We start from the raw sequence: 14,795 nt of genomic DNA, 5'->3' as shown, positions 1-14,795 counted from the left end.
CACCGGAGCTGCTACGGCTGCTCCGGCACCGTCACGATCCGGTTCTGGTACGCCCACACCACGGCCTGCAGCCGCGACCGCACGCCGAGCTTCGGCAGCATCCGTGCCAGGTGCGACTTCACGGTCGACACCTCGAGCACGAGCGCAGCGGCGATCTCCTCGTTCGACATGCCCTGTGCCAGCAGCAGGAGCACCTCGCGCTCGCGGGCGGTCAGCACGCCGTCGGCCCGGTCGCCGGAGACCGGCTGCAGGCTCCGCCGTGACACGAACTCGCGCAGCACCCGCCGGGTCAGGGCCTGGTCGAGCGTGCCGTTGCCGGCGGCGACCTGCCGCACGGCGTCGACGATGGTGTCCGGCTCGGCGTCCTTGAGCAGGAACCCGGAAGCACCGGCCTCGAGCGCCCCGAACACGTAGTCGTCCAGGTCGAACGTCGTCAGCATGAGCGCGGGGATCGCCGGATCGGCGTCCGGTGCACAGAAGATCCGGGCGAGTTCGATGCCGTTCATCACCGGCATCCGGATGTCCAGGCAGGCGACGTCGGGTCGTGTCTCGCGCGCCAGCGCGAGCGCCTCGCCGCCGTCGGCGGCCACGCCGACCACCTCGATGTCCGGCTCCGCACCGAGGAGCGCGGACACCCCGGCGCGGACCAGGGGCTGGTCGTCCGCGACCAGCACGCGGATCACGCGACCACCCCGGTGCCGTCGGCGGCCTGCGTGGGTGCGGCAGGTGCCTCCCGGCCGAGCGCCAGCTCCACCAGCCATCCGCCGGTCGCGGTCGGGCCGGTCTGGAGGCGCGCCCCGACCAGGTCCGCCCGCTCGCGCATCCCCCGCAGGCCGTTGCCGCCCGAGGGAGAGGTCCCCGCTGCCGGGACGGTGGCCGGTGCGTTCTCCACCCGGATCACCACCCGGGTCGCGTCGCGGTCGTCGATGGTGACGGTGCACGGGGCGGACGGGGCGTGCAGGGCGGCGTTGGCCAGTGCCTCCTGGACGGTGCGGTAGGCGGCGAGCTGCGCGAGCGGGCCGACGCCGTCGGCCAGCGGGCGGTCCCCCGGCAGCACGTCGAGCCGGACGTCGCTGCGGAACCGGGCACGTTCGGCCAGGTCGACGATGCCGGCGACCGTCTCGACGGCGCGCTCGGCTGGGGCGTCGTCGCGGAGCAGGCCGACCAGGCGGCGCAGGTCCTCGAGCACGGCGGTGCTCTGCTCACGGACCTGGCGGGCGCCCTCGTGGGCGCGCTGCGGGTCCGCGTCGATCTGCCGGTCGATGACGGCGGCCATCAGGGCGATGCCTGACAGGTGGTGCGCGGCGATGTCGTGGAGTTCACGGGCCATCGCGGCACGTTCGCGGGACACCGCGGCGTCGACCAGGGCGTCCTGTTCACGGTTCACAGCGCTGGCCTCGGCGGTTCGGGCGACACGGACCTCGCGGCGGGACTGCACCAGCAGAGTGACCAGCAGGGGCAGGCCGACCGCGCCGATCGCCTGCAGCACGCCCTGCCCGAGCGAGCCGGCGAGGCCCGTCGAGAAGTCACCGCGGAAGGCGCCACCGGCGACGGCGGCCAGCACCGCGCTGCCGGCGGCGACGAGCGCACCGGCGAGCAGGAGCGTCGGCCACAGGCGGGCCAGCGGGACGCGGAGTGCGGCGAGGACGACCGCGACGACCACGGGCAGCGCGGTGAGGCCGAACAGGTCGGACGACTGCGGGGCGAGCGCCGCGACCACCACCGGCAGGGCGGCGACCACGATCAGCACGGTGCGCGGCGCGCGACGGGCGGCGAGGAGGGCGGCCGACTGGGCCAGCAGGCCGAGGGCCAGGACGGTCCACGCCAGGGTGAACGGTGCGGGGACACGCAGGGCCAGGGCGGCACCGTCGGGCTCGAGGGCGTCCAGGGGCGGCAGACCGAGCAGCAGCCCGACGGCGACGACGGCCGTGCCGAGGGCGACGAAGACGTCGACGCGGCGGTCGCGCTGTGCGGGGTGGGCCGGCCGCGCGGGCTGCGCTGCCGGCTCGGCCGGTGCGCGCAGCGCGTCGTGCTCAGCGGAGGCCATCGTTGGATCCTACGAGACGGGCGTCACCGGGGACCGGGGCGTCGAGGGGCAGGGCGCGTCGCGCGGGGTCGTAGCCCAGGCGGCCACGGGTCGCGATCAGGAGCACCGCGGCGGCGATCGTCGACATGATCGTCAGGCCGATCATCAGCGTGCCGGCGGTCATGCTCGGGTACATCTCGGGGAACAGCGTCGAGATCGTGTTGTTCACGCCGACGTGCAGCAGCAGGGCCAGGGGCAGGCTCTCGCGGGTCTTGTTGAAGACCTGGATCATCACGACGTTGAAGGTGATGGTGAACAGGGCGAACACGACGGGCTCGCTCCAGTGCGCGTTCGGCCAGCCGCCCCAGTCGCTGAAGTACAGCGGCATGTGCCAGAGCGCCCAGATCGGGCCGAGGATCGCGGCGGCGCCGAGGCCCCCGAAGCGGTGCTGCAGGCGGGGCAGGGCGAAGTCGCGCCAGCCGGGCTCCTCGCTCAGGCCGGTCGAGAACAGCTGGATGATCAGCCCGGGCACGAGCATGGCGAACGCCAGGGCCGAGGGTGCCCGCACGTCACCACCGGCGAAGGGCAGCGCGGACACGACGATCAGGGCCGGCACGACGACGAGCGCCAGTGCGTACCAGTACCAGGCGACCCGCCAGCGGAACAGCCGTCCCACCCAACGGCGGAGCCCCGCGCGACCGTCGGCGACCGCCGTGACGATGAACGCGCTGCCCAACGGGCCGAGGAGCGCCCCGGGCAGGACGCCCGTGAACTGTCCGCTGCCCAGGACCTCGGGGAAGTGGATGTCCCACACGCCCATGCCGTGCGGGGACAGGATGTACGGCACCCACGCGAGCCAGCTCAGGCCGAGTGCCATGGTGAAGAAGGACACGAGCGGGTGCCGGGCGATGAGGCCGCGGACACCCCCTCGGTCACGGGCTGCGGTGCCGGCGGTGGGCCGGACTTCGGTGGTGTTCGTCATGCACACGACGCTAGGAACCAGCGCGCTCGGGAACGACCCGCTTCGGGACGCACCTGCGGGAGTTCCATCGAAGGATGCAAGCGCCGTTCGGTCGGTTCGGCACTCCTGCACACGCCGTCGTCATCGCTCGACGCCGCGTCGTCCGAACCGACGAGCAGCCGCACGACACCGGCGTCTCGCGGGTCCGGTCAGGCGGCGCGCTGGGTGGCCACGTGGGCCAGGACGACGGGGTCCTCGCAGCCGCGGGCGAACCCCAGGATGCGCCGGTCGATGTCCCGCTGCAAGACCAGCACGCCGATCCTCTCGGCGATCGGCGCGAGCCACTGCGGCCGGCAGGTGAAGTTGTAGCGCCAGATCGCGAGGGTGTGCCCGGGCTGCCCCTCCGCCGCTTGGAAGCGCCATCCTCCGCCCATGCGCTCGAAGAACCACGAGCCCTTCGTCATCTTCATCCCCACGTTCGACGGCGGGTGGTACGAGACGTACTCGCTCTCCATCGCCAGCCCGAACCGCTGCACCGTGTACGTCCGGACGCCCTTCGCCGGCACGGACGCGCCGTCCAACAGGTGCTGGCGGCGGATGAAGGGGTCCCACCGCTTCCGGATCGCGCCCTGCGTCTGCGAGACGGCGAAGGCCACCGACGGCTCGACCGGGACGACGCAGCGGGACTCGACGACGGGCATGAGCCATCCTCGCACGTGCACGGTGCTGCGCGCTCCGACCCGTGCGAGCGTCGCCGGACTCGCACCGTGCGGTGCCCCTCGGCCTGTGCGAGCTTGCTCGCTCCGTGCGCCGCTGCAGCCCTGCACCAGGCCGCCGACATCGCACCGGGCGAGCAACCGCGCACCGTGCGCAACGTCAGCGCAGCGTTGCCCGGAGTGCGTCGGCGATGAGCGCGAGCGCCGCACCGAGCTCGTCCGCGACGCGCTGGTGGGTCGCCGTCGAGCGACGGTAGGGGTCGTCCACGTCGTCGTCGGCCGGGTCGGCGGGCGGCGGGACCGTTCCGCGCAGCCGGGCGACGCGCTCGACGAGCTGCTGCGGGGTCGTCACGTCGGCCAGGTCACCGGGCTCGAGGCCGGCGAGCACCCGCGCGAACTGCTTGATCGTGAACGTCCGCTTGGACGCCCGGGGCGCCAGGGAGACGGCGGCTGCACGGTGCGATCGCTCGGCGGTCAGCACCAGGTCGGCGCGCTCGACGATCTCGGCCGTCAGGTACCGCGACCGGTGGGCCGAGGGGTCGCCGCCGAGCCGGACGGACTGCTCGGCCGCGGCAGCGTCCATCGGGGCGCCGTCGTCGGCGATGGTGCCAGCCGACTCGACCACGAACGCGGGAGCGTCCGGGCCGAGTCGTGCCGTCAGGACCTGCGCGCCGAGCGGGGACCGGCAGATGTTGCCGCTGCAGACGAACAGGATCCGCATCGTCACGCTGCGTCGGTGCGCTCGCCGGCGCGCTGGTCGGCACGCTCGTCGTCGCCGAGCAGGTCGTGCCGCACGACGATGGCGTCACGGCCGGGTCCGACACCGATCGCCGAGATCCGTGCGCCGGACATCGCCTCGATCGCCAGGACGTAGTCCTGCGCGTTCTTCGGCAGGTCGTCGAAGGTACGGGCCCCGGTGATGTCCTCGGTCCAGCCGGGGAACTCCTGGTACACCGGCTTCGCGTGGTGGAAGTCGGACTGGTTGACCGGGACCTCGTCGACGCGGACGCCGTCGACCTCGTACGCGACGCACACCGGGATCGTCTCGAGCCCGGTCAGGACGTCGAGCTTGGTGAGCACGAAGTCGGTCACGCCGTTGATGCGCGCCGTGTAGCGGGCGATCGGGGCGTCGTACCAGCCACAGCGGCGCGGGCGACCGGTGGTGGTGCCGAACTCGAAGCCGTTGGCGCGCAGGAACTCACCCGACTCGTCGAACAGCTCGGTCGGGAACGGACCGGCGCCGACGCGGGTCGTGTACGCCTTGACGATGCCGATGATCCGCTCGAGCTTGCCCGGGCCGATGCCCGAACCGGTCGCGGCGCCGCCGGCGGTCGCGGACGACGAGGTGACGAACGGGTAGGTGCCGTGGTCGACGTCGAGCATGGTGGCCTGGCCGGCTTCGAACAGGACGGTCTCGCCGCGCTCGAGCGCCCGGTGGATCTCGAGGGCGGTGTCGGCGACCATCGGGCGCAGGCGCTCGGCGAACGAGAGCAGCGACTCGACGACTTCTTCCGGGTCGATCGCACGGCGGTTGAAGACCTTGACCAGCAGGTGGTTCTTCTGGTCGAGCGCGGCTTCGACCTTCTGCCGCAGGATGTTCTCGTCGAAGATGTCCTGGATCCGGATGCCGACGCGGTTGATCTTGTCGGCGTAGGTCGGGCCGATCCCGCGACCGGTCGTGCCGATCTGGCGCTTGCCCAGGAACCGCTCGGTCACCTTGTCGACGGTGCGGTGGTAGTGCGTGATGACGTGGGCGTTGGCCGACACGAGCAGCTTGGAGACGTCGACGCCGCGGGCGCGCAGGGCATCGAGCTCCTGGAACAGCACCTCGAGGTCGACGACGACGCCGTTGCCGATGATCGGGGTCACGCCGGGCGTCAGGATGCCGGAGGGCAGCAGGTGCAGGGCGTACTTCTCGCCGCCGACGACGACGGTGTGGCCGGCGTTGTTGCCGCCGTTGAACTTCACGACGTAGTCGATGCGGGAGCCGAGGAGGTCGGTGGCCTTCCCCTTGCCCTCGTCGCCCCACTGGGCGCCGATGATGACTGCTGCGGGCATCTGGTTCTCCTCACGTTGGCGGAGGACCGCACACGGCCGTCCGGGCCGGTGGTCCACCCGAGTCTATCGGCTGGTCACCTGCGCGTCACCCGCTGTGACGTCCTGTGGACGGCGGGCCGCTTGTCCACATCCGGCCTCGACAAGGCGGGCGACGCGGCCGACAAGGCGACCGGCGGCGGGCACGGCGACCAGATCGGCAAGGCCGAGGACGCGGCCGACGGCAAGATCGGCAAGTGACGTCCGAGGCGCAACCGGACACGCAGACGGGAGGCGCGGTGCCAGCTGGCACCGCGCCTCCCGTCTGTCGGTCGGTGCGTCCCGAATCGCCCGTCCGACCCCGGATCAGCTCCGGAAGAAGTCCTGGTACGACGGGTCACCGACGGGCTGGGAGTGCCCCGGCTCGGCCAGTCGCTGCTCGATCATGGCCTGGATGACGTCCGGCGGGGTGAGTCCACGACGGCGCCATTCGACCGGGTTGGACCGGAGCTGGTTCAGCGTGTTCTGCATGGGAGCCATGCTGGCACCGCTTCACTAGTTTGTCTAACTACCTGTCCCGAACACGCGTTCGCGGGGTGGGGTACCCGTCCTTCGTGAGCAGAAGAGGTCGGATCCCCGCTCGGGACCCGACCTCTTCTGCTCACCATGTGGCGCGCGGACCGCGCGCACCCTGACCTAGCGGCGCGTGACCTTCGGCGTCGCCCCGGACTTGGCGGTGCCGTCCACGTACCCGGAGGCGTGGGCCGTCACCTGCACGCTGATGCGGTGCCCGACGTCGGATGAGCCGAGCTCGTACTTCGTACCCGTTGCCGACCGGACGACCTTGCCGTCACGCAGCCACTGGTACTTGTAGGTCGCCTTCGTCGTGCTCCACGTGCCGTGCTTCGCGGTGAGGGTCGAGCCGACCTTCGCCGTCCCGCTCACCGTGACCTTGCTCCCCTTCGCCAGCGCGAGCTTCGGCGGGACCACGTTGATGGTCGACGTGTCGGCCTGCTTGCCCGCCGCGTTGTCGAGGTGGAGCAGCAGCACCGTCGCCTTGGTGACACCCGAGGCACGGGTGACCGTGAGCGAGTCGGCGTCGGCGAACAGCACGCCGGGGGTGCCGTCCTGCGAGAACGACAGCTTCGGCTTCGACGGGTCGAACGTGGCCGTCTTCGTCTCGTCCACGACCGAGGAACCGCTGGTGGCGGCACCCGGGGCGTAGGCCGACTCCGTCAGCACGGTGTAGTCGAACTTCTTCGACGAACCGATGGCCTTCGCAGCGACGGTCAGCACCTTCACGGAGCTGTCGAAGGTGTTCACGTCCTGTCCGGGCGCACCGCCGTTGAGCGGCTGGACGTCGACGACGGGGTCGACGTCCGGGTCGTCCAGGGCGGCCTTCGCCAGGTCGACCGTCGTGGCGAACGTGGCGTCCACGGCAGCCGACTTCGCGTTGTACACCAGGAAGTCGGGCTCGCCGTCACGGTCCGTGTCGATGAGGACCTCGACGTTGGTCACGGCTCCCGGGTTCGCGTCCGGACCAGCGGTCTGCACGCCGAACGCCAGGGTTCCCGACGCCTTGTCGTACGACGCACCGTAGGAACGGACGTCGGCCGCCTGCAGCGAACGCGTCGCCGAACCCTCGGGGAACGCCTCGGCCGGGTCGGTGCCGCCGAGCACGAACGGAGCGACGGCGGCGTGGTAGCCGGTCGTCAGTCCGCCCTGGTCGAGCGTGCGGCCCTTGAGCGTCAGCTCGGCCGACTTGCCGGGTCCCGTGAACGAGACCGTGGTGCGGGCCCGCACCGCGCTGACGGGCTTCGGGGCCACGTAGACCCCGAGGCGCATCGGGTTGAGCGAGCTGTCGGTCGGCGCGAACGCCACGATGCCGGAGGCCGCTGCCACGAACTCGCGCTGGTAGCCCTGCTGGACGGCCTCCTGGGTCGGGTCGATGACCCGGCGGAGCTTCGTCGCGTCGGCGACCGAGAACGTCAGCGTGACCGATGCTGTGTCGTTGGCGGGCACCGTGACCTGCTTCGAGCTGAGCGCGAACGTCACGCCCGGCTGCGACACCTGCGGCTGGTACGACACGTCGTACGTGTGCGCCGTGCTGTCGGTGTTGTCGATCTGCAGGGTGCGGGTCTCGCTCGTCCCGCTCGCGACCTCGACGACGCCGAACGACGCGGTGACGAGCTGGTCGTTCTCGGCGCTGCGGACCGTGGTGCCGGCGGTGACCGCCTGCAGCGCGTCCACGCGCCCGGTGCCCTGACGGAGCAGGGTGGCCGAACGGTTGCCGTCCTTCACGTCGTGCGTCGCCGTGTTCATCAGCGCCGCCTTGACCTGCGGGGCGGACCAGGTGGGGTGCGACTGGAACGTCAACGCCGCGATGCCCGCGACGTCCGGCGTGGCCATCGAGGTACCGCTCATCGACATGCGGCCGTCACCGGTGCCGTTGGCCGCCGAGATCACGTTGACCCCGGGGCCGGCGATGTCCGGCTTGACGATGTCGTCGAACGATCCGTGCACACCACGGCTGGTGAACGACGCGAGCGTGTTCACGGCGTCCGCCTCGATGGCGACCTCGAAGCCCTTGAGCTCGTCCGCGAAGCGCACGTGCAGGGTCCCCGCCTTCGCGGTGGCCTGGAGGCTCGCCACGCTCTTCGCGGTCAGCTCGGCACCCGGGATGGTCGCGTTGCCACCGATGCCGGATTCGAACGTGTCGAGCGTGCCCGCCAGCAGGACGCCGACGCCGCCAGCGGCCTCGACGTTGTTGAAGCGCACGAGGGAACCGCACTCGAGCGCGGCGTCCGTCCACTTCAGCCAGACGACCTTGCCCTTGATCTTCGCGGCGTCAGCGGCGCTGAACGCGGCACAGCCGTCGATGTTCGCGGTCGGGACGACGACGTCGCCCTCGACGGGCAGGGTGCCCTTGAAGTTCGACGAGTACTGCGAGCGGTAGGTCTTCGCGACGTCGGCCGGCGCGGTGACCTGGACGCCGTCGTAGAGCGACTGGCCGGTGGCGCTCGCGGCGACGGTGAGCGCACCCTCGGCGTTGCCCGGCGAACCACCGATGTCGGTGAAGTCGTCGGCGTTGCCCGAGGCGATCACGGGGAGCACGCCGCGCGCGGTCAGTGCGTCGATCTTGGCGTTGTCGGGGTCGTCCGGTGCGCCGTAGTCGGAGCCGAGCGACAGGTTCAGGACGTTGATGTCCTTGCCCTCGGTGAGCGCCTGGCCCACCCAGTCGAGCGCGGCACCGGTGACGTCGGTCGAGCCACCGTTGTCACCGAAGACCTTCAGGGCGTACAGGCCGGCCTCGGGCGCGGTGCCCGGACCGATCCACATGTCCTGTACCTGCTGCGTGGTGAGCTTGGTGTAGTCACCGTCGAACTGCTGCTTGTCGGCGGTCAGGCCGTAGCCGGCGATCGAGCCGGACACGTGCGTGCCGTGGTCGCCGCCCTTGCCGTCGATCGGGTTGTCGTCGGGAGCCGGCACCGGGTCGTAGGCGTCCGGGTCCGACGGGTCGGCGTTGTAGGTCGCACCGGCGAAGTCGTACCCGCCGAGGAACTTCGACGCGTCGTACAGGCTGGGGTCCGGGGCGCCGCCGCTCGCGTTCGCCAGGGCCTGCTGGTACGCCTCGGTGGTACCGGGGCCGCCGAAGTCGGCCTGCGTGTAGTCGAGACCGGTGTCGAGGACGGCGACGTTGACGTCCTTGCCGGTGTGGCCGGTCTGCTGCCAGGCGTTGAGCGAGCGCGTGTAGACGTCGCTCGCGGCGTTCTTCGGCGCGACGCCGTCGGCACCGGGCTGGACCAGGCTGGGGTCGACGCCCGAGGGAGCGGCGTCGGCGTTCTCGTTGACCGTCGGCTCGACGATCTTCTTCGGCGTGAGCGGGATGATGCTCTCGACGTCGGAGCGCTCCGCGATCTGCCGGAACGCGTCGACGTCGGCGACGACCGCGACGCCGGGGACGGTGTACTCGGTCGAGTAGAGCTCGGTCGCGTCGGCGTCGGCGCGCTTGACGGCCGACCGCACCGCGGCGACGGTCGACTGGATCGCCTCGACGCGGTTCTTGGCCGCGGAGGACTGGGTCCGCGACTTCGTCAGGTCCCCGCCCTTCGCCTTGGCGTCCACTTCGAGGGCACCCTGGCCGGTCGTGCGCACGAACGCGGCGACGGTCTTCGTCGGCTTGGCGTCACGGAGCGGGGCGGAGAGCTTGAGGTCGGCCACCGAGATCCCGGCCGGAGCTGCGGAGGCCGCGCCCCCGACTGCGAGACCGCCACACGCGAGGGCCGCGACGGCGATGCCGGCGGTCAGGACGCGGGTGAAGCGATGGGGTGTTGGGTTCGGGTCGGTGTTCGGTGTTGCACGGTTCAAAGAGGACACTCCTGGCTCAGTCCGTGGTTCGCATGAGATTCCTGTGAAGCTATGCGTTCGTTCTCAGGGAAGACAGTCCGCACTTTGGGGGACCCCCCTCGTCCGGGGGACGGAACCTGTTAAGTTGCACACGTGTGTGCACGTTATTACGATGGGGTGCGTGACCACCACTGAGCAGCCCTCCCGCGCGCCCCGTCGCGACGCCACGGAGAACCGGGCAGCCCTCCTCGACGCGGCGAAGACGTGCTTGCAGCAGGACCCGGACGCCTCGATCGAGACGATCGCCGCGGCTGCGGGACTCTCGCGCCGTGCGGTGTACGGACACTTCCCCTCGCGCGACGACCTGGTGCGCGAGGTCGTGACCGCCGGCGCCGCCCGGATCGCGGCCGCCATGCCCACCGCTTCGGACCTGCAGGAGCTCCCGCCGGCCGCACGCCTCGCCGCGATCGCGGTGACGCTCTGGACCGAGGTGTCGCACGTCCGCTCGATGGCCAGGGTCGCCGTGCGCAGCCCGTTCGCCGAACCCGTCGCCGAGGTGTTCGCGCCGCTGCGCTCACAGGTGCGCCAGGCGTGCGCGCTCGGGATCGCCGACGGCGCCATGCGGGACGACGTCGACCCCGAGACCCTCGGCCGTCTGGTCGAGGGCGCGTGCATCGCCGTCCTCGACGAGGCGACCCGTTCCGGCACGAGTGACGAGGACGGACGGCGCATGGTGGTGGTGTCGGCGCTCGGCATGGCCGGCATCGACTGGCGCACCGCACTGCTCTCCGAACCCGCTGCTCCCGCTCCCGCCCCGAAGGACCACGCATGACGCTCGAACTCGACCACGTCGGCATCGGCGAGGAGCCCGGCGCACCCCTGCCCGTCGTCTCCGCCGTCGCCGCCCCCGGACGCCCCGGGGTCCTCGCCGTCGAGACCGAGCAGGCACCCGTGCTCGCGTCACTCGTCGCCGGCGGCCGCATGCAGCCCGACACCGGCCGCCTGCTGCTCGACGGCCACGAGGACCCGGCAGCCGTCCGGCGCTCGTTCGCCCTGGTCGACACCCCCGGTGTCGCCGAGCCCTTCCCCGTCATGACCCTGAAGCAGATCGTGCGCGAGGAGCTCGCGTTCGCCGGGCAGCGCCCGAACCGCGAGCACGTCGACACCGTGCTCGACGAGCTCGGCTTGCGGGACTACGTCGACACCGCCGTGCAGCGGGTGCCGACCGTCGTGCGCGTCCGGCTGCTCGTCGAACTCGCCCTGCTGCGCGACGGTGTGGCCGGCATCGTGATCACCTCACCCGAGCGGCACGGCGGCGCCGTCGAGGACTGGTTCCAGGTGATCCGCGACGTCGCACGACGGGGCGTGACCGTGGTCCTCGTGACCTCGAAGGCCGCCGCCACCACCGTCGAGCACCTGCTCGACACCATCGACACGCACGACGACGTCGCGACGCTCGTGACGCCCCAGACCGAGGACCCCGAGGACGTGGCCCGAACCGACGGAAGCGAGCCGCGCCTCCCGGCCGCTCCTTCCGTCACCGAAGCATCCGCAACCGTCCCGACGGAGGCACAGAAGTGACCACCACCTCGCTCGTCCGCGCAGAACTCGCGCGGCTCACCGCGACCCCGCTCGCACGCCTGGCGTTCATCGCGCTGATGATCGTGCCACTGCTGTACGGCGGCGCGTACCTGTGGGCGAACCGCGACCCGTACGCGAAGCTCGACCAGATCCCCGCCGCGATCGTCAACCTCGACGCCGGTGCCACGCTGGACGGCGAGCACGTCGACTACGGCAAGGACGTCACGAAGGAGGCCATCGACGGCGCCGACTTCAAGTGGACGAAGACGAGCGCCGCCGATGCCCGCTCCGGCGTCCGCAACGGCACCTACGACTTCGTCGTCACCATCCCGCACGACTTCTCCGAGCACCTGGTGTCCGCGCAGTCCGACGACCCGACGCAGGCGAAGCTCGTGATGACGACGGCCGACACGAACTCGTACCTGGCGTCGACCATCGCCGAGCAGGCGGGCAAGACCATGCGCACCGCCGTCGCCGAGCGCGTCGGCAAGCAGGCGGCGAAGACCCTGCTCGTCGGACTCGCCGACGTGCGGGACAGCCTCGGCGACGCCGTCGACGGGGCCGACGAGCTCGCGTCCGGAACCGCCAAGGCGGACTCGGGCGCGCACCAGCTCGCCGACGGCACCGGCAAGCTGTCGTCCGGCGCGGCGGAGCTCGCGTCCGGCACGGCCGACCTGCCGTCGCAGACCCAGCAGCTCAACAGCGGGGCGCAGCAGGTGGCTTCGGGGGCGTCGACCCTGGCGTCCGGGCTGGCCAGCGCGCAGCAGCAGACGGCGGCGCTGCCGTCGCAGACGCAGCAGTTGGACAGTGGGGCGCAGCAGCTGCAGTCCGGGCTGCACCAGCTCCGTGACCAGACGGCTTCGCTCCCCTCCGACTCTGCGCGCCTGTCCAGTGGTGCGTCGCAGGTCGCCACCGGGAACGCCACGCTGGCCGACGAGGCCGCACCGTTCATCGCGGGCGTCCAGCAGCTCTCGGCGCAGTCGCCGGAACTCGTCGCGTCACTGAAGCCCGTCGTCCAGGCCTCCACGGTGCTCACCGCGGAACAGAAGACCCAGCTGCTCGCCGGGCTCGACGACCTGCAGGCCGGCAGCACCGAGCTCGGTGCCGGTGCCGGCGACCTGTCCGGCAACCTGCAGAAGCTCAAGACCGGCAGCGCGCAGGTGTCCGCGGGGGCATCGCAGCTCGCCGAGCAGGCTCCGGCGCTGACCAGTGGCATCCAGCAGCTCTCCGACGGCTCCGACACGCTCGCCGCCGGCACCGGCAAGCTCGCCGCGAAGGCTCCGGAGCTGTCGTCCGGCATCGCCACCGCCGCGAACGGTGCTTCGACGCTCGCATCGGGAGCGTCGAAGGTGGCGGACGGCACGTCGAAGCTGGCCTCGGCCGCTCCGACGCTGTCGTCCGGTGCGTCGCAGCTCGCGACCGGTGCGAAGACCGCCGACCAGGGCGCCACGTCGCTCGCATCAGGGCTCGACAAGCTCACGACCGGGTCGTCGAAGCTCGCGTCGTCGCTCGACGAGGGCCGCACGAAGATCCCGGCGTCGAACGCCTCGGAGCGTGCGTCGCAGGCCTCGGTCATCTCCGACCCGGTCAAGGTCGGGGACGACAACGTCGCCGCCGCGTCGAACTACGGTGCCGGTCTCGCACCGTTCTTCATCTCGCTCGCGGCCTGGATCGGCATGTACGCGCTGTTCCTCATCCTCAAGCCGATCTCCAAGCGTGCGATCACGGCGGTGCGGAAGCCCCTCGCGGTTGTGTTCGGCGGCTGGCTGACCCCGGCGCTCCTCGGCCTGGTGCAGATGGTGGCGCTGTTCTTCATCGTGCGCTTCGCCCTCGACCTGAACGTGGTGCACGTCGGCGGCACGATCGGGATCATGGTGCTGGCCTCGGCGACCTTCGCGGCGATCATCATGGCGCTCAACGTGCTGCTCGGATCGGTGGGGCAGTTCCTCGGCCTGGTGCTCATGCTCGTGCAGCTCGTCACGGCCGGCGGGACGTTCCCGTGGCAGACGCTGCCGGGGCCGTTGGCGGCGCTGCACTTCGCGCTGCCGATGACGTACTCGGTCGACGCGATCCGGCAGACGATGTACGGCGGGAACCTCGGCGCCGCGTGGTCGGACGCGGGCGTGCTGCTCTGCTGGCTGCTCGGGGCGCTCCTGGTGTCCTTCGTGGTCACGGCGCGGCAGACCCGCTCCCGCACGCCGCGCGACCTGCGCCCGAGCCTGATCGGGTAGCGGGGCGCCGGGCGCGGGGGCGGGCGCCGGGGCGCTTCGTGAGCAGAAGAGGTCGGGTGACATCAGGTCACCCGACCTCTTCTGCTCACGAAGGACGTTCGCCGAGCGGCTGGTGCACCATCCCGCCGCCGAGGGTGCGCAGGTCGTCGGTCGGCAGGGCAGCACGGGCGTCTGCATCGAGCACCGCGGAGGCGTCGTCGAGGGGGTGGAACCCGATGCGCTCCCCGGCGGACAGGTCAGCCGGCGACCCGGTGTTCCGCGACAGGGCCCAGACCACGTGGTGCCCGGGGTCACGGAGCGCCACGGTCGCGAGCACCAGGCGCGTCAGGTCGTCGGGCGAGGTCCACATGAGCAGCGCCCGGGTCGTCGGCGGCAGCGCACCGAACGCACCGATGCGCGCGGACACGATCGACATCTCGTACCGATCGACGAACAGGCTGCCGAGCAGTTCCATGGCCGCCTTCGTCACGCCGTAGTACGTGTCCGGACGGGGCAGCCGGTCGCCGGTCACGCTCCCAGGCTGGTCGAGGGGTTCGGGCACCAGCCCCACTGCGTGGATCGAACTGGCCTGCACGACCCGGAGCACGCCGGCGGCGGCCGCCCGTTCGAGCACGTTCTTCGTGCCGGTCAGGTTCGCCGCGATCAGATCGTCCCAAGCGGCCTCGGTCGGGATGCCCGCCAGGTGGACCACGGTGTCGACCCCGGCGAGCGCATCGTCCAGCGCTGCCGGGTCGTTCACCGAACCGGGCACGAACCGTTCCCCGGCGCCGATCGGATCGTGGGGCTGCTGTTCGTCGAGCAGCACGAGGTCGTGTCCCGCGGACCGCAGGCGAGGACGCAGGGCGCTCCCGATGCGACCCGCGGCTCCGGTGATGAGCAGCGTCGCCATGCCGGGGACG

The 14,795-nt window shown here is 71.6% G+C and carries 13 protein-coding genes; 4 read left to right on the top strand and 9 right to left on the bottom strand.

Translation table 11 applies throughout. The annotated features are described in order from the left end of the window. Positions 1–11: 11 nt before the first annotated feature. The 6 genes from Q9R26_RS12455 to Q9R26_RS12430 all read right to left on the bottom strand — a co-directional run bounded on the left by Q9R26_RS12455 (position 12) and on the right by Q9R26_RS12430 (position 5,761). A complete protein-coding gene (locus Q9R26_RS12455; protein ID WP_110892023.1) occupies positions 12–683 on the bottom strand; it encodes a response regulator transcription factor in 672 nt (223 codons plus the stop codon). Beyond that, positions 680–2,047, bottom strand: coding sequence for a histidine kinase (locus Q9R26_RS12450; RefSeq protein ID WP_311227453.1), 1,368 nt, complete (start codon positions 2,045–2,047; stop codon positions 680–682). Before Q9R26_RS12450 ends, Q9R26_RS12455 begins: the two co-directional genes overlap by 4 nt. After that, positions 2,034–3,008 (bottom strand): CPBP family intramembrane glutamic endopeptidase, encoded by a 975-nt coding sequence (locus Q9R26_RS12445; protein WP_182064637.1) that lies wholly within the window; start codon positions 3,006–3,008, stop codon positions 2,034–2,036. The genes Q9R26_RS12450 and Q9R26_RS12445 overlap by 14 nt, the downstream gene beginning before the upstream one ends. Positions 3,009–3,196: 188 nt before the next feature. Next, positions 3,197–3,688 (bottom strand): SRPBCC family protein, encoded by a 492-nt coding sequence (locus Q9R26_RS12440; protein ID WP_311227452.1) that lies wholly within the window; start codon positions 3,686–3,688, stop codon positions 3,197–3,199. Between the two features lie 175 nt (positions 3,689–3,863). After that, a complete protein-coding gene (locus Q9R26_RS12435) occupies positions 3,864–4,424 on the bottom strand; it encodes a low molecular weight phosphatase family protein (RefSeq protein ID WP_311227540.1) in 561 nt (186 codons plus the stop codon). A 2-nt stretch (positions 4,425–4,426) separates the two neighbouring features. Beyond that, on the bottom strand, positions 4,427–5,761 hold the full coding sequence (locus tag Q9R26_RS12430; protein WP_017886319.1) for an adenylosuccinate synthase: 1,335 nt from the start codon (positions 5,759–5,761) through the stop codon (positions 4,427–4,429). A gap of 120 nt (positions 5,762–5,881) precedes the next feature. On the opposite strand from Q9R26_RS12430, the gene Q9R26_RS12425 reads away from it, so the two are divergent. Next, on the top strand, positions 5,882–5,998 hold the full coding sequence (locus Q9R26_RS12425) for an Rv0909 family putative TA system antitoxin (protein WP_220456581.1): 117 nt from the start codon (positions 5,882–5,884) through the stop codon (positions 5,996–5,998). Positions 5,999–6,103: 105 nt separating this feature from the next. Here the strand turns inward: Q9R26_RS12425 and Q9R26_RS12420 are convergent, their stop codons facing one another. Continuing rightward, positions 6,104–6,268 carry a hypothetical protein gene (locus Q9R26_RS12420; protein WP_155896763.1) on the bottom strand — a complete coding sequence of 55 codons (165 nt, stop codon included), beginning with the start codon at positions 6,266–6,268 and terminating at the stop codon, positions 6,104–6,106. Positions 6,269–6,433: 165 nt separating this feature from the next. Next, positions 6,434–10,105, bottom strand: a complete 3,672-nt coding sequence (locus tag Q9R26_RS12415) for a S8 family serine peptidase (RefSeq protein WP_311227451.1) — start codon at positions 10,103–10,105, stop codon at positions 6,434–6,436. 160 nt (positions 10,106–10,265) lie between these two features. Between Q9R26_RS12415 and Q9R26_RS12410 the strand changes: the two genes are divergently transcribed. The 3 genes from Q9R26_RS12410 to Q9R26_RS12400 are packed head-to-tail and all read left to right on the top strand — an operon-like array spanning position 10,266 to position 13,896. Beyond that, complete coding sequence (locus tag Q9R26_RS12410; protein ID WP_182064633.1) at positions 10,266–10,916, top strand: TetR/AcrR family transcriptional regulator; 651 nt, start codon at positions 10,266–10,268, stop codon at positions 10,914–10,916. Then, positions 10,913–11,665 (top strand): hypothetical protein, encoded by a 753-nt coding sequence (locus tag Q9R26_RS12405; RefSeq protein ID WP_311227450.1) that lies wholly within the window; start codon positions 10,913–10,915, stop codon positions 11,663–11,665. The genes Q9R26_RS12410 and Q9R26_RS12405 overlap by 4 nt, the downstream gene beginning before the upstream one ends. Further along, positions 11,662–13,896 carry a YhgE/Pip domain-containing protein gene (locus Q9R26_RS12400; RefSeq protein ID WP_311227449.1) on the top strand — a complete coding sequence of 745 codons (2,235 nt, stop codon included), beginning with the start codon at positions 11,662–11,664 and terminating at the stop codon, positions 13,894–13,896. The genes Q9R26_RS12405 and Q9R26_RS12400 overlap by 4 nt, the downstream gene beginning before the upstream one ends. Positions 13,897–13,981: 85 nt before the next feature. Here Q9R26_RS12400 and Q9R26_RS12395 read toward each other — a convergent pair whose 3' ends face one another. Continuing rightward, complete coding sequence (locus Q9R26_RS12395; RefSeq protein WP_182064630.1) at positions 13,982–14,785, bottom strand: NAD(P)-dependent oxidoreductase; 804 nt, start codon at positions 14,783–14,785, stop codon at positions 13,982–13,984. Positions 14,786–14,795 lie beyond the last annotated feature (10 nt).

This window comes from Curtobacterium sp. BRB10, from assembly GCF_031844325.1.
In the GTDB taxonomy this organism is placed as follows: Bacteria; Actinomycetota; Actinomycetes; order Actinomycetales; family Microbacteriaceae; genus Curtobacterium; species Curtobacterium poinsettiae_A.
Note: the sequence above shows the minus strand (reverse complement) of the source record. Positions and strands in the feature narration are given on the sequence as shown.

Coding starts and splice junctions, on each gene's coding strand:
- Q9R26_RS12450 (WP_311227453.1), bottom strand. CDS start 2,047: ATGGCCTCCGCTGAGCACGACGCGCTGCGCGCACCGGCCGAGCCGGCA.
- Q9R26_RS12445 (WP_182064637.1), bottom strand. CDS start 3,008: ATGACGAACACCACCGAAGTCCGGCCCACCGCCGGCACCGCAGCCCGT.
- Q9R26_RS12440 (WP_311227452.1), bottom strand. CDS start 3,688: ATGCCCGTCGTCGAGTCCCGCTGCGTCGTCCCGGTCGAGCCGTCGGTG.
- Q9R26_RS12435 (WP_311227540.1), bottom strand. CDS start 4,424: ATGCGGATCCTGTTCGTCTGCAGCGGCAACATCTGCCGGTCCCCGCTC.
- Q9R26_RS12430 (WP_017886319.1), bottom strand. CDS start 5,761: ATGCCCGCAGCAGTCATCATCGGCGCCCAGTGGGGCGACGAGGGCAAG.
- Q9R26_RS12420 (WP_155896763.1), bottom strand. CDS start 6,268: ATGCAGAACACGCTGAACCAGCTCCGGTCCAACCCGGTCGAATGGCGC.
- Q9R26_RS12405 (WP_311227450.1), top strand. CDS start 10,913: ATGACGCTCGAACTCGACCACGTCGGCATCGGCGAGGAGCCCGGCGCA.
- Q9R26_RS12395 (WP_182064630.1), bottom strand. CDS start 14,785: ATGGCGACGCTGCTCATCACCGGAGCCGCGGGTCGCATCGGGAGCGCC.